The 21,568-nt window shown below is 67.9% G+C and carries 19 protein-coding genes; 9 read left to right on the forward strand and 10 right to left on the reverse strand.

Going from position 1 to position 21,568, the window contains the following annotated elements:
- Positions 1-66: 66 nt before the first annotated feature.
- The 10 genes from AC6LJ2_RS20655 to AC6LJ2_RS20700 form a co-directional block, all read right to left on the reverse strand.
- Complete coding sequence (locus AC6LJ2_RS20655; protein WP_263915458.1) at positions 67-2,643, reverse strand: sensor domain-containing protein; 2,577 nt, start codon at positions 2,641-2,643, stop codon at positions 67-69.
- Positions 2,644-2,683: 40 nt separating this feature from the next.
- Positions 2,684-3,481 (reverse strand): biofilm regulation diguanylate cyclase SiaD, encoded by a 798-nt coding sequence (gene siaD, locus AC6LJ2_RS20660; RefSeq protein WP_263915459.1) that lies wholly within the window; start codon positions 3,479-3,481, stop codon positions 2,684-2,686.
- The gene (gene siaC / locus AC6LJ2_RS20665) at positions 3,478-3,855 is read right to left on the reverse strand and encodes a biofilm regulation phosphoprotein SiaC (protein ID WP_263915460.1); all 378 of its coding nucleotides are present in this window, start codon (positions 3,853-3,855) and stop codon (positions 3,478-3,480) included. Before siaC ends, siaD begins: the two co-directional genes overlap by 4 nt.
- 43 nt (positions 3,856-3,898) lie before the next feature.
- Positions 3,899-4,438 (reverse strand): biofilm regulation protein kinase SiaB, encoded by a 540-nt coding sequence (siaB, locus tag AC6LJ2_RS20670; RefSeq protein ID WP_199168715.1) that lies wholly within the window; start codon positions 4,436-4,438, stop codon positions 3,899-3,901.
- A gap of 23 nt (positions 4,439-4,461) precedes the next feature.
- Positions 4,462-6,456: a biofilm regulation protein phosphatase SiaA gene (siaA, locus tag AC6LJ2_RS20675; RefSeq protein ID WP_263915462.1), complete on the reverse strand. Its 1,995-nt coding sequence runs from the start codon at positions 6,454-6,456 to the stop codon at positions 4,462-4,464.
- A gap of 242 nt (positions 6,457-6,698) precedes the next feature.
- Positions 6,699-7,403, reverse strand: a complete 705-nt coding sequence (locus AC6LJ2_RS20680) for an ABC transporter ATP-binding protein (protein WP_025137247.1) — start codon at positions 7,401-7,403, stop codon at positions 6,699-6,701.
- Positions 7,403-8,209, reverse strand: a complete 807-nt coding sequence (locus AC6LJ2_RS20685) for an ATP-binding cassette domain-containing protein (protein WP_263915464.1) — start codon at positions 8,207-8,209, stop codon at positions 7,403-7,405. The genes AC6LJ2_RS20680 and AC6LJ2_RS20685 overlap by 1 nt, the downstream gene beginning before the upstream one ends.
- Positions 8,206-9,168, reverse strand: coding sequence for a branched-chain amino acid ABC transporter permease (locus AC6LJ2_RS20690; protein WP_263915466.1), 963 nt, complete (start codon positions 9,166-9,168; stop codon positions 8,206-8,208). Before AC6LJ2_RS20690 ends, AC6LJ2_RS20685 begins: the two co-directional genes overlap by 4 nt.
- A gap of 8 nt (positions 9,169-9,176) precedes the next feature.
- Complete coding sequence (locus tag AC6LJ2_RS20695) at positions 9,177-10,097, reverse strand: branched-chain amino acid ABC transporter permease (protein WP_263915467.1); 921 nt, start codon at positions 10,095-10,097, stop codon at positions 9,177-9,179.
- 212 nt (positions 10,098-10,309) lie between these two features.
- Positions 10,310-11,473, reverse strand: a complete 1,164-nt coding sequence (locus AC6LJ2_RS20700) for an ABC transporter substrate-binding protein (RefSeq protein ID WP_445658106.1) — start codon at positions 11,471-11,473, stop codon at positions 10,310-10,312.
- 306 nt (positions 11,474-11,779) lie between these two features.
- On the opposite strand from AC6LJ2_RS20700, the gene AC6LJ2_RS20705 reads away from it, so the two are divergent.
- The 9 genes from AC6LJ2_RS20705 to AC6LJ2_RS20745 all read left to right on the forward strand — a co-directional run bounded on the left by AC6LJ2_RS20705 (position 11,780) and on the right by AC6LJ2_RS20745 (position 21,560).
- On the forward strand, positions 11,780-12,274 hold the full coding sequence (locus tag AC6LJ2_RS20705) for a MarR family winged helix-turn-helix transcriptional regulator (protein WP_263915470.1): 495 nt from the start codon (positions 11,780-11,782) through the stop codon (positions 12,272-12,274).
- A gap of 106 nt (positions 12,275-12,380) precedes the next feature.
- Complete coding sequence (locus AC6LJ2_RS20710; protein ID WP_263915471.1) at positions 12,381-13,421, forward strand: hypothetical protein; 1,041 nt, start codon at positions 12,381-12,383, stop codon at positions 13,419-13,421.
- Between the two features lie 123 nt (positions 13,422-13,544).
- Positions 13,545-14,771, forward strand: coding sequence for a bifunctional glutamate N-acetyltransferase/amino-acid acetyltransferase ArgJ (gene argJ / locus AC6LJ2_RS20715; protein ID WP_263915472.1), 1,227 nt, complete (start codon positions 13,545-13,547; stop codon positions 14,769-14,771).
- A 262-nt stretch (positions 14,772-15,033) separates the two neighbouring features.
- Complete coding sequence (locus tag AC6LJ2_RS20720; RefSeq protein ID WP_445658105.1) at positions 15,034-15,900, forward strand: ATP-binding protein; 867 nt, start codon at positions 15,034-15,036, stop codon at positions 15,898-15,900.
- Positions 15,893-16,855, forward strand: coding sequence for a Nudix family hydrolase (locus tag AC6LJ2_RS20725; RefSeq protein WP_498152076.1), 963 nt, complete (start codon positions 15,893-15,895; stop codon positions 16,853-16,855). The genes AC6LJ2_RS20720 and AC6LJ2_RS20725 overlap by 8 nt, the downstream gene beginning before the upstream one ends.
- 312 nt (positions 16,856-17,167) lie before the next feature.
- Complete coding sequence (locus AC6LJ2_RS20730) at positions 17,168-18,607, forward strand: ABC transporter substrate-binding protein (RefSeq protein WP_498152077.1); 1,440 nt, start codon at positions 17,168-17,170, stop codon at positions 18,605-18,607.
- A gap of 1 nt (position 18,608) precedes the next feature.
- Positions 18,609-19,730 carry an ABC transporter ATP-binding protein gene (locus AC6LJ2_RS20735; RefSeq protein ID WP_263915477.1) on the forward strand — a complete coding sequence of 374 codons (1,122 nt, stop codon included), beginning with the start codon at positions 18,609-18,611 and terminating at the stop codon, positions 19,728-19,730.
- Complete coding sequence (locus AC6LJ2_RS20740) at positions 19,727-20,668, forward strand: carbohydrate ABC transporter permease (protein ID WP_498152078.1); 942 nt, start codon at positions 19,727-19,729, stop codon at positions 20,666-20,668. Before AC6LJ2_RS20735 ends, AC6LJ2_RS20740 begins: the two co-directional genes overlap by 4 nt.
- Positions 20,661-21,560, forward strand: a complete 900-nt coding sequence (locus AC6LJ2_RS20745; protein ID WP_263915480.1) for a carbohydrate ABC transporter permease — start codon at positions 20,661-20,663, stop codon at positions 21,558-21,560. The genes AC6LJ2_RS20740 and AC6LJ2_RS20745 overlap by 8 nt, the downstream gene beginning before the upstream one ends.
- Positions 21,561-21,568: the final 8 nt, after the last annotated feature.

Here is a 21,568-nt window from a genome sequence, read left to right on the forward strand (position 1 = left end):
CCGCCCACCCCACACCCACCCCGCCCAGCGCGGCTTAAGAACCAACATCTGCACACCAAAAACCGATCACCCCCGCGCCCGCAACCACTCCTCCAAATCTCCCGCCGGCAACGGCGGCGAAAACAAGAACCCTTGTCCTGCTGCACACCCCTGCTCGATCAAGAACCGCCGCTGCTCCTCGTTCTCGATCCCTTCGGCCACCACCGGCAAGCTCAGACTCTCCCCGATCCGAATCACAGCGCTTGTCAGCGCCCGAGCCGCATCGTCGCTCTCCAGCCCCTGAACGAAACTGCGATCCAGCTTCAGCTCATCGACGATCAAGCGCCTCAAATGTCCCAGGCTTGAATAGCCGGTCCCGAAATCGTCCATCGACAAGCGTACGCCCAGGCGGTGGAGTTCGGCGATGGTGCGTAGCGTGCCGGCGGTGGCGTCCAGGACCACGCCTTCCGTGATTTCCAGCATCAGGTCCTGCGCGGCCAGGCCGAACTCGGCCAGGGTCGCCGCGATCATGCGGGGCAGGTTCAGGTTGTGGAAGTTGGTCGCTGACAGGTTCACCGATACCGACGGGACGCGCAGGCCGTTGTGGCGCCATGTCGATAGTTGCGAGCAGGCTTCGCGTACGGCCCAGTCGCCCAGGTCGCCGATCAGGCCGCATTCTTCGGCCAGGGGCACGAAGCGGGCGGGGGAAATGTCGCCCAGCGTGGGGTGGCGCCAGCGGGCCAGCGCCTCGACCCCGTACAGGCTGCCGTTCTTCAGGCCGACCTGGGGCTGGTAGTGCAGCCGCAGCGCGCGGCCTTCCAGGGCGTCGCGCAGGGCGGCTTCCAGGGCCAGGCGTTCCTGGGCCTGGCGGTTCATTTCGGCGCTGAAGAACGAAATGCGGTTGCGGCCCGCTGTCTTGGCCTGGTACATCGCCATGTCCGCGTGGCGCAGCAGCGTATCCATGTCGCGACCGTTTTCCGGGAACACGCTGATGCCGATGCTCACCGACGGGTTCAGCGTGACGCCGCCCACCACGAACGGTTGCGCCAGGGCGACCAGGATGTGTTCCGCGGCGGCGGTCAGGCGGCCGTGCTCGAAATCGGGCATCAGCATCACGAACTCGTCGCCCGACAGGCGGCCGACGATGTCGGTGGCGCGGGCCAGGCGGCGCAGGCGCTGGGCGACGTCGCGCAGCAGTGCGTCGCCGATGGGATGGCCGAGCGTGTCGTTGACCTGTTTGAAGCGGTCCAGATCCAGGAACAGCACCGCCACGCGCTTGCGATCGGGTTCGGCCCGCGCGATGGCCTGCTCGGCCTGGGCCAGCAGCAGATTGCGGTTGGGCAGGCCCGTCAGCTCGTCGTAGAACGCCAGCTGGCGGATGCGGGCGCGCGCTTCTTCGCGTTCCAGCGCCAGCGCGCACAGGTAGACGCAGACGTCCACCAGGCGGTGGTGGAAATCGTCGGGCAGGCGGCGTTCACGGAAATAGAAGCCGAACGTGCCGATCACGCGGCCGTCGCTGGACTTGATGGGCGAGGACCAGCACGCCTTGATGTCTTCCGGCAGCGGCAGGTGGCGGTAGTTGTCCCACAGCGGATCGGTGGCGATGTCCGGCACGATCACCGGGCGGCCCAGGAAGGCGGCGGTGCCGCAAGCACCGGACTGCGGGCCGATGGCTTCGCCGTCCAGGGCGTCGGCGTAGGCCGACGGCAGGCTCGGCGAGGCCAGGGGCCGCAGCTTGCCGGCCTCGTCCACGCGCAGCACCGTGGCCGCGACTTCGGGCGCCAGGCGCTCGACCTCGCGGCACACCATGTTCATCACTTCCACCACCGAGGCCTCGTTCACCATCGCCTGCAGCACCCTTCGCTGCAGCACCTCGTGCACCTTGGTGGGCGTGATGTCGGTCAGCACGTCGACGATGTTGACCAGCGAGCCGCGTTCGTCGAACACGGAATTGGCCATCACCGACACCCACAGCGGCTTGCCGCCGCGGTCGTAGACCAGCACGTCCTTGTGGTAGCCCTCGCGGCAGGCGATGCGGCGGTCGAGCTCTTCGCGGGTGCCGCCGTCGGGGCGCCCGCCGGCCAGCAGTTCGCCCAGCTCCTGGTTCAGCGCGTCGCCGCGGGCAAAGCCCAGCATGCGCTGGAAACCGTCGTTGACGTAGACGATGCGGCCGTCGCGGCCCGAGACGGCCACGGCGTTGCCGGTTTCGTTGATGCCCAGCAGCAGCAGGCGGATTTCTTCCTGGCGCTCGGCGTCGGCGATGGACTTGCGCGAGATGACCGAGATGCGGCGCACCTCGCCCGTGTCGTCGCGCATCGGCAGGTAGGTGGCTTCGATCCAGAGGGATCCGCCGTCCTGCCTGCGGTAACGGCAGGTGCCGGAAAAGAAGTCGCCGCGGCGCAGCCGGGCCCAGATGTTTTCGGCGCTGGCAATGCCTTTGCCTTCGTCCATGCTGTCGCACAGCAGGTCATGGCGCAGGCCGTCGATGTCGCCTTGGGCGTAGCCCATGGCGGCCAGGAAGTTTTCGTTTGCGTTCAGGAGCGAACCGGCCGCGTCGAAATCGAACAGCAGCAGTGCCCGGTCCATCGACGCCAGGTAGTTGTCCACCTGCCACGCGGCGCCTTGCGGGGCCGCGCTTGAACCACCTGGATGAGAATCAAGCATAAGGGGCTCCATACCGGAAGACTGCGATTCCGGGTTCATTTCAGGGCCGGGGGAATCCAAGCGCGACGCGATCGCGTCCGTCCTGCTTGGCCAGGTACAGCGCCTGGTCCGCCCGGCTGAGCGTTTCTGAAAAAGTTTCTCCGAGCTGGTGATACGCCATGCCGATGCTGACGGTCAGGCGTAGCACGTCTGCGCCGACATTGATCGCCAATCCCCGCACCGCGCCCACCAGGCGGTCCATCACGCCCTGCGCCGTTTCCGGCGGGGTCGCGGGCAGCAGCACCAGGAATTCCTCGCCGCCCCAGCGACCGCACAGGTCGTATTCACGCACGCTGTTGCGCATGGCGCCGGCCAGTTCGACCAGGGCGCGGTCGCCGATTTCGTGACCGTAGCGGTCGTTGACCGACTTGAAGTGGTCCACGTCCAGCATGGCGACGACGAAGGCCTGGCCGCCACGGGCGGCGCGCTGGACTTCCTGCTTGATCATTTCCATCAGCGCGCGCCGGTTCAAGAGACCCGTCAGGGGATCGCGGCTGGAGGTTTCTTCCAGCGCCGCGTTCAGGTCGCGCATCATGCTCTGGTAGTGGTCGGAGATACGGGCGATACGGGCAAGGCGTCGCAACTGCCGGTCGAACTGTTCGCACAGACCCATTTCCCGCTGGTGCGCCATGGACTGGTAGGCGTCGGACAGGTGGGTGACGCGTTCGATCCGCGCCATCTGCTCGGCGGTGTGCCGCCACAGGTCCTGCAATGCGTCACGCAGGGGATGCCCGGCGTAGGCCGGATCCGCCAGCAGGCGGCCGATGCGTTCGTCCAGCTCGGCGTTGCCGGGCTTCATTGGCGGCCGACGACCGAGAACGGGAAGGTGCAGTCTTCCTTGAATTCCTCGGCCAGTTCGCCCACGCGCTCGTTGCGCATGTCGTAGAACCAGGTGACGCTGACGCTGCGGCCCTTGCCGTGGGCGGCTTCCAGCAGGTCGAAGATGTCCATCACCGACTTGATGCTGCTGGTGTTCAGGTACAGCAGTTCAAGTTCCAGGTTCAGCGGCGCATCGCCGCCCTGCAGGTAGGTCTCGACCCACTCGATCACCGGGCCGAACAGCTCGAAGGAATTCTCGGGGTAGGAATCGCCGCGCATCGCCAGCACGCCGGCGGCGAAGTCGGCGGTAATGGCGGGCGTGGACTGGGTCCCGGGAATATTCAGGTCTTTCATCAATCACTCCGAAAAGGGTCTAGGGCGCGCGGAGAGGCGGCGGTCAGATCACGACGCTCAGGCTGAAGAACGCCTTGCCCTCGCCCGCCGCGGGCGTCAGGCTGGCTTCCAGCGGTGCGCCCGCCCGGCGCGCGATGTCGATCAGCCCCAGGCCGGCGCCCGAGGCAACGCCGGGGGTGCGCGGCTTGTGCAGCTGGGCCTTGTATTCGGCTTTCAGGGCCGCCTTGTCCAGCGCGGCCAGTCGCTGGATGCGGTCCACCAGATGGCGGCCGTCTTCGGCCTTGACCAGGTTGCCGGCCGACACCACATAACGGCTTTCGTCGCGGCGGCCGATCACCACGGTGGCGGCGGCATCGGCATCGCCGTTCTGCGCGGCGTACTGGCGGATGTTCTGGATCATCTCGATGTAGACCGAGAACACGTCCATGGCTTCCGCCGGCCGGGCGTGTTCGGCATTCAGGTAGTTCTTCAGCGCATTGCCGATTTCCTCGATCAGGCTACGGGAGATCGGCCCGTTGAAGCACAGCAGGGTGCGGTTCTGGTCGAACCGCTCGCCCAATGCGTAGAGATCGGAGGCATTCATGGGAGTTACCGCCCTGATAACGATTATTCGAAACGGAAAGACAGCAAGGTAATGTCATCGCGCTGCGGCCGTCCGCCTTGATACTGGGCCAAGGCCTCGGAAAAAGCGGCCGCCTGTTCGGTTAACGGCTGCTGCGCGTGTCTCTTGAGCATTTCGGCGAAACGCGTGTTGCCGAAACCGAAGCCGTGCTCGCCGCCCGCCTGGTCCAGGAAGCCGTCGGTGGCCAGGTAGTACGTCCAGCCGGGTTCCATGCGCAGCTCGATGTTCTGGTAAACCCCCGTGCGCTTGTCGCCCAGCGCGCGCTTGCCTCCGGGCACTTCGCGCAGGGTCTGGCCGTCGCTGGCATACAGGCTGATCTTGGCGCCGGCATACCGCAAGCTGCCGGATTCGCGGTCAATATATACCAGGCCCGCGTCCGTATTGGTGGCCAGGGCACGGGGCAGTTGCGCATCCGCAAGCATGGCCCGGATCGCGCTGTCGGTACGCGCCAGGATGCCCGCCGGGTCGGCCGGCCCGGCCTCGGTGATGGCCAGGTCGATGGCCGCGCGGGCCAGCATGGTCATCAGCGCGCCCGGCACGCCGTGGCCGGCGCAGTCCATGATGCCGAGCAGGCAATTGTTGCCATCGGAGCGGAACACATAGAAATCGCCGCCCACCACGTCGCGCGGCTTCCACAGCACGAAGTGGTGCGCGCCCAGCGACTGGGTCAGTTGGCGGTCGGGCAGGATGGCGCGCTGGATCAGGCTGGCGTAGTCGATGGAATCGCCGATCTTCTTGTGAGCGGCGGCCATGGCGCGGTTGGCGTCTTCCAGTGCGGAGGTACGTTCGCGCACCTTGGTCTCGAGTTCGGCGGTGTGCTGGCGCACCTTGTCGGCCATTACGCCGAAGGCGCGGCTCAGGTCGCCGATCTCGTCCTGCCCGCCCGGCGGCAGGCGCACGTCGTAGCTGCCGTTGGCGATGGCACGGGCGGACTGCTGCAGGCGGCGCAACGGCCGCAGCATCAGGCGTTCAATGGCATAGCCGAAGCACAGCAGCAGCGCGGCGAACAGCAGCACCAGGCCGATGGCCGCGGGCCACAGCCAGTCGGTATCCAGCACCCGGGCAGCGCCCAGGTCCACCACGGTCAGCACGTGCCAGCGCAATTCGGGCATGTAGGCCACCGACACCAGCTGGCGCACCCCGTCGAGGGTGACCCAGGCGGATTGCACCGATTGCGGGTCGGCCTGGGCGGCGTGCAGGGCCGCGCGCAGTTCGTCGCGGCCATGCCCGGCGTCCAGCAGGTTGAACACCATGCCGCGGCCGTCCTTGCCGCCGGCCCCGCCCGCGCCCGAGTTGTAGGCGATCAGGGTGGGGTCCATGTGCGCCTGGATCGCGCCATCTTCGTCGACGATGATGGGGGTGACGCCCGGCTGGCCGCTATTGACGAAGTCGCGCAGGAAGCCGCCCACGTCCAGGCCGGCGCCGGTCAGGCCGATGACCTTGTCGCCGTCGCGCACCTGCACGTTGATCCAGACCCGCGTGGTCTTGAGCTTCAGGTCGGGATTGACGTTGATGTTGTAGCGGTTGGGCGACTTGAGCGTGCTGTAGAACCAGCCGTCGTCGGCGGCCTCGCGGCTGAGCGTGTAGCGCGGCGCCTCGGACAGGGGCTGGTCATCGTTGAAGTAATAGTGGCCGGTGGCGGCGCTGGCGATGAAGTAGGCGCGGCCCAGCAGGTCGCGCCGGTACCCATCGGCTTCGCGGAAGAACAGCTCGCGCGCGGCCGGATCGCTTTCATTGCGCAGCCAGCGGCGCGTGACTTCGCTGTCGGCCAAGCGCTGCGACAGCGCCAGTTCGCGCGACACCGGCGCCAGGATGCGCTGGCGGTTCAGTTGAGTGAAATTGTCGGCGAACGCGCGGCCGAAGTGGTCGCGGACCCCGTCCAGCACCTGCCAGCCTATCAGCGCGGCCGGCGCCAGAGCGACCAGGCACGCCAGCAACAGCGCCATCAATGATTTTTTGCGCAAACCCCATTTCGCCATGCGAAGTCTTCCTGACAGTCCGGGCCTGTTGAGACGCTGGGCCCTGTTTGAGACGTGACGCATCCACGCGGGATCGCACGGCGCGCTAAGTGTAGAGAACAGCGGGATGAATTGAAACAGGCGTAAACGCGCGAATTTGCCAAAGGTCAGCCTGTTTCGCGCAGGCTGCGCCGATCCGTGCGTTTATTGCGTTTTATATCGAAAGAAAAGCCGCCACCCGCATCGGGGCTGCGGCTTTCGCGCTACACGCCCAGGTAGCGTTCCCACAGGCCGCGGTCGGCGTCCAGCGCGGCGGAGTCACCGTTCCAGACCACCTTGCCGCGTTCCAGGATGACATGGCGGTCAGCCAGGCTGAGCAGGCGTTCGACGTATTTGTCGATCACCAGGATCGTCTGGCCGGCCTGCCGCAGGCGCGCCAGGCAATGCCAGATTTCCTCGCGGATCTTGGGCGCCAGGCCCTCGGTGGCCTCGTCCAGGATCAACAGCCGCGGGTTGGTGACCAGCGCGCGGCCAATGGCCAGCATCTGCTGTTCGCCGCCCGACAGCTGGTTGCCCATGTTGCGGGCGCGTTCGCCCAGGCGTGGAAACAGCTCGAACACGCGTTCGGGTGTCCAGGGTTCGCCAATGGACGGGTTGCGCGCGGCCACGAAGGCCGTCAGGTGTTCGCGCACGGTCAGGTTGGGAAAGCACTGGCGCCCTTCGGGCACGATCGCCATGCCGGTGCGCGCAATGCGGTCGGGGCTCCAGCCGCTGATGTCCTGGCCGGCGAAGCTGATCTTGCCGCCGCGCAGCGGCAGTTGCCCGAACAGCGTGCGCAACAGCGTGGTCTTGCCCATGCCGTTGCGGCCCAGCAAGGTCACCACCTGGCCGGCGCCGATCTGCAGGTCCACGCCGAACAGCACCTGGCTGGCGCCGTAGCCGCTCTGGGCCGATTCAATGCTGAGCATCACGCTGTCTCCTGGCGCGCGGGCGCCGTCTCGTCGTCGCCCAGGTAGGCCTGGCGCACGTCCGGATTGGCGCGGATTTCGTCGGGCGTGCCGGTGGCGATCACCCGGCCATAGACCAGCACCGAAATGCGGTCGGCCAGCCGGAACACGGCCTGCATGTCATGTTCGACCAGCAGCATCGCGGCGCGGCCGCGCAGGGCTTCGATCAGTTCGGTCAGGCGCAGGGTCTCGTCGGGCCCCATGCCGGCCATGGGTTCGTCCAGCAGCAGCACGCTGGGCCGGGCGGCCAGGGCCAGCGCGAATTCCACCTTGCGCTGCTCGCCGTGCGGCAGCGTGCCGGCGGCGCGCCCCAGCAGGGCCGGGTCGATGGCGCATTCGTGCGCCAGTTCGCGGGCCTGCTCGTACAGGGCCGCTTCGGCGGCGCGCGGCCGCCAGAAACGGAAGCTGCTGCCGGCGTGCGCCTGCACGGCCAGCACCAGGTTGTCCAGCACGCTGGACTGCTTGAAGATGTTGGTGATCTGGTACGAACGCGACAGGCCCGCCGCCACGCGCTGGTGCGCGTTCATGGCCGTGACGTCGCGCCCGCCCACGGCCAGCGTGCCGGAATCGGCCGCCAGCGTGCCCGACAGCAGGTGGATCAGCGTGGACTTGCCGGCGCCGTTGGGCCCGATCAGGGCATGGATCTCGCCCGGGTTCAGCGAGATCGAGACATTGTCGGTGGCCACCAGCGCGCCAAAGCGGCGCACCAGGTTGCTGGCCTGCAAGGCAGGCGTACTGGACTGAGATGGGGATTGGGGTTGGCTCATGATCCCGCCTTGCCGGTTGATGCCGCCTTGCCGCCGCCGAACAGCGGACCGAACAGGCCCACCAGGCCGCGCGGCGCGCCGAACACCACGCACAGCAGCAGCACGCCCAGCGGCAGGTGCCAGTATTCGGTCCATTGGCGCAGCACTTCTTCCAGCACCAGCATCACCACCGCACCCGCCACGCCGCCGTAGCGCAGGCCGATGCCGCCCACCAGCACCATGATCAGCAGGTTGGCCGACTGGGTCCAGTGCATGAGGCTGGGCGAGATGAACAGGTTGTGGTTGGCCAGCAGCGCGCCCGCCAGCCCGGCCGCCGCGCCGCTCAACGTGAACGCCGTGAGCTTGATGCGGTAGACGGGATAACCCAGCGATTCCATGCGCGATTCGTTTTCGCGGATGCCTTGCAGCGCCGTGCCGAAGCGCGAGGCCACCACCCGGCCGAACAGCCACATCGCCACCGCGAACAGCGCCAGCACCAGGTAATAGAACGACACGTCGTTGGCCAGGTCGATGCCGGGCAGCGTGGAATAGCCGGGCAGGTTCAGGCCGTCTTCACCGCCATACTGGCGCAGCGAGATGAAGATGTAGAACAGCATCTGGGCAAACGCCAGCGTGATCATGATGAAGTACACGCCGCGGGTGCGCAGCGAGATCGCGCCGGTGATGCAGGCCAGCAGGCCGGCCAGCGCCATCGCCACCGGCCAGGACACCAGCGCCGAGGTCACGCCCGACATCGCCAGGATGCCCACCGCGTAGGCGCCTGCGCCGAAAAAGGCCGCGTGGCCCAGCGCCACCATGCCGCCGTAGCCCAGGATCAGGTTCAGGCTGGTCGCGGCCAGCGCGTAGATCAGCACGCGGCGCACGAAAGAAATATAGAAGTCCAGGCCCAGCGCCGGCGCCACCAGCGGAAACACCGCCAGCAGGGCCAGCAGGGCCAGGGTCCAGAGAGTCGAAGACATCCGCATGCTCAGCCTCGCGCCGGAAACAGGCCGGAAGGCCGGAACACCAGGACCGCCGCCATCAATACATAGATGGCGATCGCGGCCAGCGTGGGGCCGACGCTGGAAGCCACGGCAGGCGAGAACACCTGGCGCAGCAGCATCGGCAGGAAGGCCCGCCCGGCGGTGTCCACCATGCCCACCAGCAGCGCCCCGACAAAGGCGCCGCGGATCGAGCCGATGCCGCCGATGACGATGCACACCAGCACCAGGATGAGGATTTCCTCGCCCATGCCGACCTGCACCGAGGTGATCGGCCCGAGCAGCGCGCCGGCCACGGCCGCCAGCATGGCGCCCAGCACGAATACGCCCAGGAACAACAGCGGCACGCGCACGCCCATCAGCGTGGCCATCTGGCGGTTCGAGGCGCCGGCCCGCACCAGCACGCCGGCGCGGGTGCGCGTGACGAACCAGTACAAGCCCACGGCCGAGGCCACGCCGAAGACGATGATCATCAGGCGGTAGGCGGGATAGAGCAGGTCGGGCAAAAGCCGCACCGGGCCGGACAGCATGGCGGGCATGTTGAGCATGACGGGGGCCGGGCCCCAGATCATCTTGACCAGGTCATTGGCGATGAGGATGACGGCGTAGGTGCCCAGCACCTGGGCCAGGTGATCGCGCAGCGCCAGGCGGCGGATCAGCGTGAGTTCCAGCGCCACCCCGACCAGGCCGGTGGCCACCGCCGCGACCAGCACCGCGGCCGTGAACGACCCCGTGCGCTGCATGGTTTCGGCGGCGACATAGGCGCCTGCCATATAGAGCGAGCCGTGCGCCAGATTCATGATGTCCATGATGCCGAACACCAGGGTCAGCCCGGCCGCGATCAGAAACAACATCAACCCAAACTGCAGACCGTTCAGCAATTGCTCGACGATGAGCGTGAACGTCATGAAAAAATCCCCTCTGGTCTTCCCACCCCCGAAGCGCTGCGCGCTTCCCCCTCAAGGGGGCGTCGCGACGGACCGGCAAAGCCGGCTCCGTGCTGTACGCCCCCCACCCCCGAAGCGCTGCGCGCTCCCCCCTCAAGGGGGCGTCACGACGGACCGGCAAAGCCGGCTCCGTGTGACCCCGCGGGCCGAGCTTCATCGTGTGGCCGCGCGCTTTAGAGCTTGCAGTCGCCGACGTAGACGTCTTGATACTTGTCGAAGACCTTGCCCACCAGCTTGTTGGTGATGCGGCCGCTGGCGTCCTTGTCGACGACGCGCAGGTAGTAGGCCTGGATCGGGTAGTGGTTCTTGCCGTAGGTGTAGCTGCCGCGCACCGAGGGGTAGTCGGCCTTTTCCAGCGCCTTGACGATGGCCTCGCGGTCGGCGGCCTTGCCGCCGGCCTGCTTGACGGCGGCGTCCATGGCCATGATGACGTCATAGGCCTGGGCGGCGTACACCGACGGGTAGCGGCCGTTGTATTCCTTGCGGAAGGCCTCGACGAAGGCCTTGTTCTGCGGCACGTCCAGGTCATGCGCCCATTGCGCGGTGTTGTACATGCCCAGCATGGGTTCGCCCACGGCCTGGATCACGTCTTCGTCGGCCGAGAAGCCCGGGCCGATCAGCTTGACGCTTTGCGACAGGCCGGCCGAGACGAATTGCTTGACGAAATTGATGCCCATGCCGCCCGGCAGGAAGATGTAGACGGCGTCCGGCTTGGCGGCGCGGATCTGGGCAATCTCGGCGGCGTAGTCGATCTGGCCGAGCTTGGTGTAGACCTCGTCGCCCGGGGCGGTCTTGTAGCCGCGCTTGAAGCCGGTCAGCGCATCCTTGCCCGCCGGGTAGTCCGGGGCCATGATGAACATCTTCTTGAAGCCGCGGTCGGCGGCGACCTTGCCGGCGGCTTCGTGGAAGGCGTCGTTCTGGTACGACGAGCCGAACCAGTAGTTATTGCACTGGGCGCCGGCGAACTGGCTGGGGCCCGGGTTGTTCGACAGGTACGGCACCTTGGCTGCGAACAGCGCGGGGCCGACGGCCAGCGCCACGTTCGAGCCGATCGGGCCGGTGAAGAAATCGACCTTGTCGCGCTGGATGTAGCGCGTGACCAGCTGGCGGGCCTGGTCGGGGTTGCCGCCCATGTCGGTCTGCAGGAATTCGGCGGGCTGGCCGCCCAGCTTGCTGCCCAGCTGCTTGATGGCCAGGTTGAAGCCGTCGCGGGCTTCGGCGCCCAACGCCGAGAACGGGCCGGAAATATCGTTGGCGATGCCGACCTTGACCGGGTCGGCGCAGGCCAGTGCCGGAACCAGCGCGGCGGCGGCAACGAGGGAAGTGATCAAACGCATGGTGGTGTGCTCCGTGCGCGAGCCGCGCAGAGGGTGTTTTTTTGGAATTGCGATTCGAAGGACTTCTATGCCCGGCCTGCCGGCCTGGTTAGGCGGCCGTCAGACCGGCGCCCGCAGCAGCCGATCCCGTGATGCGGCATGGGGAGAACTGGCGTGGTTCATAGTTTAGGTTTAAAGTATTCGCCAAAACAAGTCTAGGGTTTTCACCAGCCCCGCGCGGACATTACCCGACATCCGGCGGATACTCAAGAAATCCGCCCGTCGAAAACCGCCCTTCACCCTGTATTCCCGGTAACCTTCCCGACCATGACAGACGCTCCCGACCTGGAATCCCGCGCCGCGCCCGACGACCACCATGCGCTGCGCCTGTGGCTGCGCATGCTGACCTGCGCCAATCTCATCGAAGGCGAGATCCGCAGCCGGCTGCGCAACGAGTTCGACACCACCCTGCCCCGTTTCGACCTGATGGCGCAACTGCAGCGCGCCCCCAAGGGCATGAAGATGGGCGAACTGTCGCGCCACATGATGGTGACCAACGGCAATATCACCGGCATCACCGACCAGCTCGAAAAAGAAGGCCTGGTGGTGCGCACCAAGGTCGAATCCGACCGCCGCAGCTCGCTCATCAAACTGACGCCGCAGGGCAAGAAGAGCTTCGCCAGGATGGCGCGGGCGCACGAGTCGTGGGTGAAATCCATGTTCGGCGAGCTGCCCGAAGGCAGCCGCAACGCGCTTTTTCAGGCGCTGGGCGAGCTGAAGCTGCAGGTGGTGGCCACGCGTTCGGCCGCGGCCAAGGACTAGGCGACGGCCTCGGGCGGCAGGCGCCGTCCGGCCAACCGTTTGCGGCCGGCGGTTTTCCCCCCGCCCGCGCCGGAAAACGCCATCGGTTTGGCGCATAATTGCCGCCATGATTCCGGTATCTCTTCCTGGCGGTAATTTCTACGTGATGATGGTGGTCTCGCTGGCCTGCCTGTCCACGCTGCTGACCTGGCTGGCCGTGCTGGCCACCAGCCGCGGCGCCAGGCTGTGGCTGGGCGAACACCGGCGCGGCGGCGCGATCCTGATGGCGCTGCTGGCCAGCATCGGCGCCATCTTCCCCTACCAGCAACTGAGCCTGTGGCTGGCCGCCCAGCGCGACGCCCGCCAGGACGCCAGCCTGAACATGACGCTGCCCCAGCCCACCCGGCTGGCCGGCGTGGACATGCCCGCCGGGACGGTACTGCGCGTCACCACCCCGGGCGACCCCGGCTCGTTCGACCGCGCCACCTTTCCAGAGGGCCACCTGGCCTCGGTGCAGGGCGTCAGCGCGACCCGCCTGTTCCATTACCCGGCCACCGCCCGCCAGCCCGAAACCCTGTCGGTCGAGATCGCCCGCGACCAGGCCCAGGACGGCTGGCTCTGCGCCCACGGCCACCGCCTGGAATTCGTGATGCTGGGCGGCCAGCCCCGATTTGCCAGCTGCCACCTGGCCATCGGCAACACCCTGAACCAGCAGCCGGTGCCGGCCGGCGCCTGGATCAAGGTCGACGAGGCCGCGCGCGCCAGCGCCCCCGACCCGGCCAGCCCGGCGCCGCGCTGGCGGCTCAGCGCCGAAGGCAGCGAGCCCCTGACCGTAGCCGGCATGCCGCTCTTGAAGGTGGACATGACGCTGGACGCCCAGCGCCGCCTGCTGGCATTCGAAGGCCTGCTGGCGCGCGAAAGCGCACTGGGCGGCATCACCTACCCCACCGGCACCCGCATGCTGACCGCCGGCCCGCGCGTGCCCGGCGTGCAGGCGGGCGACCTGCTGTTTTCGCCCTCGCGCGGCCGCTCGGCGCGCCAGGCCGACGGCAAGGAGATCGCCGCCGGCATGTCGGTGCTGCAGGCGCCGGACGGCACCGTGCGCGGCATCCTGTCCAACCGCGACGCCGGCGTGCTGGACGTGGCCGCCATGCGGACCGCCCCCTGACCGCCGGCGTTGCGCCGCCCGCCGCTGCCTGTCGCAAAGCAGTGGGATAATACGAAGCTTTCCCCCCCGCGCGCCGCCTGGCCCAGGCGGCGATTCCGTCCTTCTCATTCATGAGACGAAGTCATGGCCGTTAACCTGCTGATCCCCTCCGAGTCCGAAATTTTCCCTGTTGCCGGCGTAGAAATCGGCGTCACCGAGGCCGGCATCCGCAAAGCCAACCGACGCGACCTGACGGTTTTCCGCCTGGCCGAAGGCACCAGCGTTGCCGGCGTGTTCACGCGCAACCGCTTCTGCGCCGCGCCCGTGCAGGTCTGCCAGGCCCACCTGGCCGCCGGCGGCCCGATCAGCGCCCTGGTCATCAACACCGGCAATGCCAACGCCGGCACCGGTGCCGAAGGCCTGAAGAAGGCCCAGGACACCTGCGTCGAACTCGGCCGCCTGCTGGGTGTGCCCGCCGAACAGGTGCTGCCGTTCTCGACCGGCGTGATTCTCGAACCGCTGCCCCTGGATCGCCTGTTCGCCGGCCTGCCCGGCGCCATCGCCGACCTGGCCGCCGACCACTGGTCCAGCGCCGCGCACGGCATCATGACCACCGACACCCTGCCCAAGATCTCGTCGCGCCGCGTCCAGATCGCCGGCAAGACCGTCACCTTCACCGGCATCAGCAAGGGCGCCGGCATGATCCGCCCCAACATGGCGACCATGCTCAGCTTCCTGGCCACCGACGCCGGCATCGCCCAGCCGCTCTTGCGCAAGCTGGCCGTCGAAATCGCCGACGCCTCGTTCAACCGCATCACGGTTGACGGCGACACCTCCACCAACGACTCGTTCATCATTGCCGCCACCGGCAAGTCGGGCGTGGAAATCAACGCCGAAACCGACGCCGCCTACGTCGCCGTGCGCGAGGCCCTGTCGGCCGCCGCCCTGGAACTGGCGCAGAAGATCGTGCGCGACGCCGAAGGCGCCACCAAGTTCATGACGGTGCGCGTCGAAGAAGCCGGCAACACCGAAGAAGCCCTGAAGGTGGCCTACGCCGTGGCGCACTCGCCGCTGGTCAAGACCGCCTTCTTCGCGTCGGACCCCAACCTGGGCCGCATCCTGGCCGCCGTCGGCTACGCCGGCATCGACGACCTGGACGTGTCGCGCATCCGCCTGTGGCTGGACGACGTGCTGGTGGCGCGCGATGGCGGCCGCAACCCCGACTACCAGGAAGCCGATGGCCAACGCGTCATGAAGCAGGCCGAGATCACGGTCCGCATCGCGCTGGGCCGCGGCCAGGTCAGCGACACCGTCTACACCTGCGACTTCTCGCACGAGTACGTGACGATCAACGCCGACTACCGTTCCTGACCGTTTTACCGTCGCCCGCCGTCCGGCTGACCCCGGCGGTGGGCGGCAGCAGTGCAATCCAGTGGCTGTGCCTTACCCATCGCCTGTCACTGCCCCCCGGCGGCCCGCGGCATCACTGCGGCCCCGGCCGGTGACAACCGTTGAGCGGCGCGTGTTCCAGGACGCCTTGCGGCGGAACGCGCCCCCCTCATCCGACGATGCCCGCGAATGCGCCGCGGGCCCGACGCCAGGGCCCGCCCGTTCGCTCTCCCAGGACTACACCGTGACCGCAAACGAATTCACCACCCTCATCCAGCGCGCCGAGCGCGTGCTGGCGCAGCTTGAAGCCTGGCTGCCCCCGGCCCCGCCCGAAATCGACTGGAGCGCGCACGCGTTCCGCTGGCGCAAGCGCGGCTCGCGCGGCTGGCTGGACGCCGTACGCCACGTAGCCACCATCGACCTGCAGGACCTGCAGCACATCGAGCGCCAGAAAGGCATCATCGACCGCAACACCCAGCAGTTCATCGACAAGAAGCCGGCCAACAACGTGCTGATGACCGGCGCGCGCGGCACCGGCAAGAGCTCGCTGGTCAAGGCCATGCTGGCCGCCTACGGCGACCGGGGCCTGCGCCTGATCGAGGTCGACAAGTCCGACCTGGGCGACCTGGCCGACATCGTCGAACTGGTGGCCTCGCGCCCCGAACGCTTCATCGTGTTCTGCGACGACCTGTCGTTCGAGGAAGGCGAAGCCGGCTACAAGGCGCTGAAGTCGGTGCTGGACGGCTCGGTGTCCGCCTCGGGCGACAACGTGCTGATCTACGCCACGTCCAACCGGCGCCACCTGATGCCGGAATACATGAGCGAGAACCTGGCGGCCAAGCACCAGCCCGACGGCGAGATCCACCCCGGCGAAACCGTGGAAGAGAAGATCTCGCTGTCCGAGCGATTCGGCCTGTGGCTGTCGTTCTACCCGTTCAAGCAGGACGACTACCTGGACATCGTCTACCACTGGCTGCGCGAGCTGGGCTGCCCCGAGGCACAGATCGAGCCGTCGCGCACCGAGGCGCTGCAATGGACCATCGAACGCGGCTCGCGTTCGGGCCGCGTCGCCTACCAATTCGCGCGCGACTGGGCTGCCCGCCATGTCTGACAAGATCATCGATGTCGCCGCCGGCCTGATCCTGCGCCCGGACGGCATGCTGCTCCTGGGGCAGCGCCCCGAAGGCAAGCCCTGGTCGGGCTGGTGGGAACTGCCCGGCGGCAAGCTGGAGCCCGGCGAAACCGTGCTGCAGGCCCTGGCGCGCGAATTGCAGGAAGAAATCGGCATCCGCGTGACGCAATCGCGTCCGTGGGTGACCTACGTGCACGTCTACCCCCACACCACGGTGCGCCTGGCGTTCTGCCACGTCACGGCGTGGGAAGGCGAACCGCGCAGCCTGGAAAACCAGCGCCTGGAATGGGTCGACCCGGCCAACGCCGCGTCGGTGGGCGACCTTTTGCCCGCCACGCTGCCGCCCCTGCGCTGGCTGCAACTGCCCACGGCTTACGGCATCAGTTCCATCGGCTCGCGGGCCGGGCTGGCGGCCTTCCTGGGTCGGCTGGATGCGGCGCTGGCGCGCGGCGTCAAGCTGGTGCAGCTGCGCGAGCCGCAATGGCCGGACGGCGCGGCATCGGCCTCGCTGCACGAGGCGCTGCAGCAGATCGTCAAGCGCTGCCGCGCCGCGGGCGCGCGGGTGCTGGTCAACAGCGCCCACCCGGCCGCCTGGTGGCGCGAGGCCGATGGCGTGCACCTGCGCAGCGCGGATGCCGCCCGCCTGACGGCCCGCCCCGAGCTGCCGGCCGGCGCGCTGGTCGGCGTGTCCGCCCACGACAACGCGCAGGTGGTGCATGCGCGCGAGCTGGGCGCCGACTTCGCGGTGCTCGGCCCCGTGCTGGATACGCCCAGCCACCCCGGCGCGCCCACGCTGGGCTGGGAAGGCTTTGTGGAAGGCAACCGCGACGCCGGCATTCCCGTGTTCGCGCTGGGCGGGCAATCCACCCAGACCGTGTCGCAGGCCTTGCGCCACGGCGCGCACGGCATCGCCGGGATCCGCGGGCTGATCTGACGCCCCTCTTGGCCGGCGCCGCTGCGCGCCGGCCAACTACGCCGTTCTCTCGGCGTGCCCGCTTTCCATCCGCCGAAAGCGCCCCCCCCCTTCAACAGCGGCTTGCGGCCTCCCTAGGGAAACTCCCCCCTTGCTGGGCCGTGCGCGAAAGCAATATCTTCCTCCCTCATGTGACCACATAGTCACATCAGGCATTGCCACCGGGCGCGGCTCCTCGCCGCCCCTGCGCCACGCGTTCGCCACACCGTTTTTGCTGCACCGTTTTTGCTGCACCGTTTCTTTGTCGTCGTCTCCACAACAAGGAAGTCCAGCATGCCCCAGCACCCCTTTCCCGATCCCCATGCCGATGCCCTCCCAGGCACGACCGGCCTGGATCGCCGCGACTTCCTTCTACGCAGCGCAGGCCTGGCCGGCGCGGCCGGGCTGGCGGCGGGCGGCTGGCCCCTGCGGGCGCTGGCGCAGCAGGCGTCACCCCTGACCTTCGCCTTCTGGCCCTGGGGCAGTGAAATCGTGCAGCAAGGCGCGACGCGTTTCACCCAGGAAAGCGGCGTGCCGGTGAACCTGTCGCCCATTCCCGGCGACTACGCCGCGGTGCTGGAAACCCAGCTGGCCGCCAAGGCGCCGCTGGACATGTTCTACGCCCAGCGCGGCCAGGCCTCGCGCTGGTATGCGGCCGGGTGGATCCGCCCCATCGACGACATGCCCGGCCTGGCCGACATCCAGAAGCAGATGTTCCCCGGCATCGTCGACGATGCCCGCGCCACCGACGGCCGCTACCTGGGCCTGACCTACTACAACGGCGGCCCCTACGCCCTGTTCCGCAATGAAAAGATGTTGGGCGAGGCAGGCTTTGGCGGCACCGCCAACGCCGCCGACTACCCGCAGGACTGGGCCACCGTCGAAAAGCAGGCACGCGAGATCAAGAAAAAGGGCCTGGCCCAGCACCCCATGCTGATGCCCTGGTACAACGCCTGGACCGGCCTGCCGTGGGCGCTGATCGCCCAGTGCTTTGCCGAAGGCGAGCGCTTTGTCGACGGCGAACTGCGCGCCACCTTCGGCCCCGACACGCCGCTGGTGAAGGTGCTGACCGACTGGAAGCGCTGGTGGGACGACGAGCTGGTGCAGCGCGCCGTGCTGACCTGGTCGGGCACCGAGACGTCCAGCTCGTGGATGAAAGGCCAGCACGCCTTCCACCTGAACATCGACTACTACAGCTTCAACTACAACGATCCGGCCAAGAGCCAGATCGCCGAGCATTCCAGCTACAACCCGGTAGTGCCGGGCGCCACCCACGACACGGTGCTGGTGGGCCATGCCTTGCTGTGCATGTCGACCCGCAAGCGCAGCGACGCCGAGCAGGCCGCGCTGTGGGAACTGGTCAAGCACTTCGGCTACCGCGACCGCGCCGGCCAGCTGACCACGCACAAGAACTGGATCGCCAAGGCCAACCTGGAAGTGCCGTTTCCCGAGCTGTACCGCGATGCCGACAGCCGCGCCGCCATCATGAAATGGATGTACCCGGCCTACAGGGAGCAGGTCTACCAGTGGCTGTTCGAAGGCCGCGAGAAAGCCGTGGCCGCCAACATCCTGAAGGCGCCCTGGTACCAGGAATGGGATACCGGCATGCACGAGATGATCGCGCAGGACATGCTGATCAAAGGCACCCGCACGCCTGTGCAGGTGGCCACCGAGCTGCGGGCGCGCTGGGACGGCCTGTACAAGAAGTACGCCAAGATCTTGAAGCGGAGCTGACATGGCCAGCGTATCCCTGCAAGGCATACAGAAGTCGTACACGCGCTTCACGGCCGTGCATTCACTGGACCTGGACATCCGCGATGGTGAATTCGTGGTGCTGCTGGGGCCGTCGGGCTGTGGCAAGACCACCACGCTGAACATGATCGCGGGACTGGACACGCCCACGGGCGGCCAGATCCGCATCGACGACCGGCGGGTGGACCAGGTGCCGCCGCACCGGCGCAACGTGGCCATGGTGTTCCAGAGCATCGCGCTGTATCCGCACATGACCGTGCGCGAGAACATCGGCTTTCCGCTGCGCATGCAGAAGATGCCCGCGGCCGAGGTGCGCAGCCGGGTCGACCGCGCGGCCGCGCTGCTGCGGGTCGAATCGATGCTGGACCGCAAGCCCTACCAGTTGTCGGGCGGCCAGCGCCAGCGCGTGGCGATCGGCCGCGCCGTGGTGCGCGACCCCGACCTGTTCCTGTTCGACGAGCCGCTGTCCAGCCTGGACGCCAAGCTGCGCACCGACATGCGGGTCGAGCTCAAGCGCCTGCACCGCAGCTTGAACGCGACCTTCATCTACGTCACCCACGACCAGGTCGAAGCCATGACGCTGGCCGATCGCATCGCGGTGATGTCGGGCGGCAACCTGCTGCAGTTCGCCGACCCGGACACCATCTACCGCCGCCCGGCCACCATGGAAGTGGCGGACTTCATCGGCAACCCGGGCATGAACTTCCTGCGCGGCACGCTGGACGCGCAGGACGGCGCCCCGGCGCTGCGCACCGCTGGCGGCGTCTACGCGTTGCCGCCCGCGCTGGCCGCGGCCGCGCGCGCATTGCCCGCCGGCAGCCAGGCCGCCCTGGGCATCCGCCCCGAAGCCATGGCGCCCGCGCCGCTGGCCGGCAGCGGCGTGCTGCTGCAGGGCCATGTCTGGGCGGTGGAACCGGTGGGCCCGGACCAGTTCGTGGACGTGGCCACCGCGGGCGAAGACGGGCCGCGCCTGCGCGCCCGACTGCCGCCGGAGCGCCGCTACGAGGTCGGCGCCCCCATCGCGCTGGCCCTGCCCGAAGCCCGCCTGTACCTGTTCGACGCCGCCGGCCTGCGCGTGCATGGCGGCGAGGAGCCGCGCACATGAGCGCCGCCAGCCTGCCGCAGACGTCCGCGCCGCGCACCGCCCCCGGCGGCAAAGAGATGTCGGACCTGAGCTTTGCGCTGACGGTCATCATCGCCGTGTATGCGCTGAACACGCTGATCATCGGCGTGCCGCTGGGCTATTCGTTCTGGCTCAGCCTGCACGACACCAATGCCATCCTGCGCACAGAGGAATTCGTCGGCGCCGATCTCTACGGCGAAGTGCTGTCCGACCCCGCCGTGACCGACGCCATCTGGCGCAGCCTGGGCTTCGTGGCGATGTGCGTGGTGGGATCGTTCGTGGCGGCGCTGGGCATCGCACTGGTGCTCAACGAAGAAATGCCGCTGCGCGGCCTGGTGCGCGGACTGGCATTGCTGCCCTGGGCCATGTCGCAAGTGGTGACGGCCACGGTGTTTTCCTTCCTGCTCAATCCCAGCTTCGGTGCGCTGACGGGCCTGTTGACGCCGCTGGGGCTGGCCGGCCCGGGCACGGTCTGGCTGGGCAGCGACTGGGCGCTGTTCTGGGTGGCGCTGGCCTTCGTGTGGCACATCGCGCCGCTGGGCAGCTTCTTCTACCTGGCTGCCTTGCAGACCATTCCGCGCGACCTGTACCGCGCCGCGCGGGTGGACGGCGCCGGCCCCCTGGCGCGCTTTCGCCACATCACGCTGCCGCACCTGAAGCACACCACGCTGATCGTGCTGGTGGTGATGACGGTGGAAGCCGTGCGGCAGTTCGACCTGCTGTTCTCGCTGACCCGCGGGGGGCCGGGCACGTCCACGCAGATCCTGCCGCTCTTGATCTTCCGCTACAACTTCGAGTTCTCGAAATACGGCCTGGCGTCGGCTGCCGCCTTCCTGCTGACGGTGCTGTCGCTGCTGCTGGCGACGGCGTATTTCATGTTGATCCGCAAGAAGCGTCCGCAAGGAGCCAGCCATGCGTAGTGAAACCGCAAGAGCGGCCGGCGAAGGCTGGCGCCCCTGGCTGGTCGGGGCCGGCGTGGCGGCGGTGGCGTTCTGGTGCCTGTTCCCGCTGTACTGGACGCTGAAGGCCTCGTTCATGGACGAGTCGGCCATCATCATGGGCGTGGCACACAACGCCGGCGGCTATACCTTCGACAACTACCTGCGGGTGCTGGGGCTGTCCAGCTCGGATTCGATCTTCGGCGGCCAGACCCGCGCCATCATGGCCGGCTTCGTCAACAGCGCGCTGGTGGCGCTGCCTGCGGCGGCGGCCGGCACCGCCATCGCCACGCTGGCGGGCTACGTGCTGGGGCGTTTCGAGTTTCCCTTCAAGGGGCCGCTGCTGTACGTGCTGCTGGCCTCGCGCACGCTGCCGCCGATTGCCCTGCTGATTCCGTACTACGTGTTCTTTGCCGCCATCGGCCTGGCCGGCAGCCTGTTCGGGCTGTGGATCGTCTACCTGACCGCCGTCATTCCGCTGCTGTCGTGGGTGCTGATGGGCTACTTCGCGTCGCTGCCGGTGGAAATCGAACGCGCCGCGCGGATGGACGGCTGCACCCGCTGGCAGATGCTGCGCCACGTGACCCTGCCGATGGCGCTGCCCGGCATTGCCGCGGCCTTCATCATCGCCTTCCTGGTGGGCTGGAACGATCTGCTGTTCGCCATCGTGCTGACAGGCGGCACGGCCGCGCAGACGCTGTCGGCGGCCCTGCTGGGGCTGTCGCCGCTGATGCCGGGCTTTCGGGCCGACCTGGGCCTGTTCGCCGCGGCCAGCATGCTGGCCGCCCTGCCGCCGCTGGCGCTGGCCATGCTGTTCCAGCGCTTCATCACCAACCTGAACATCGTCGACCCGGTGACGAGCAATACGGACTGACGCCATGC

Source organism: Achromobacter sp. 1014246743 (assembly GCF_059760725.1).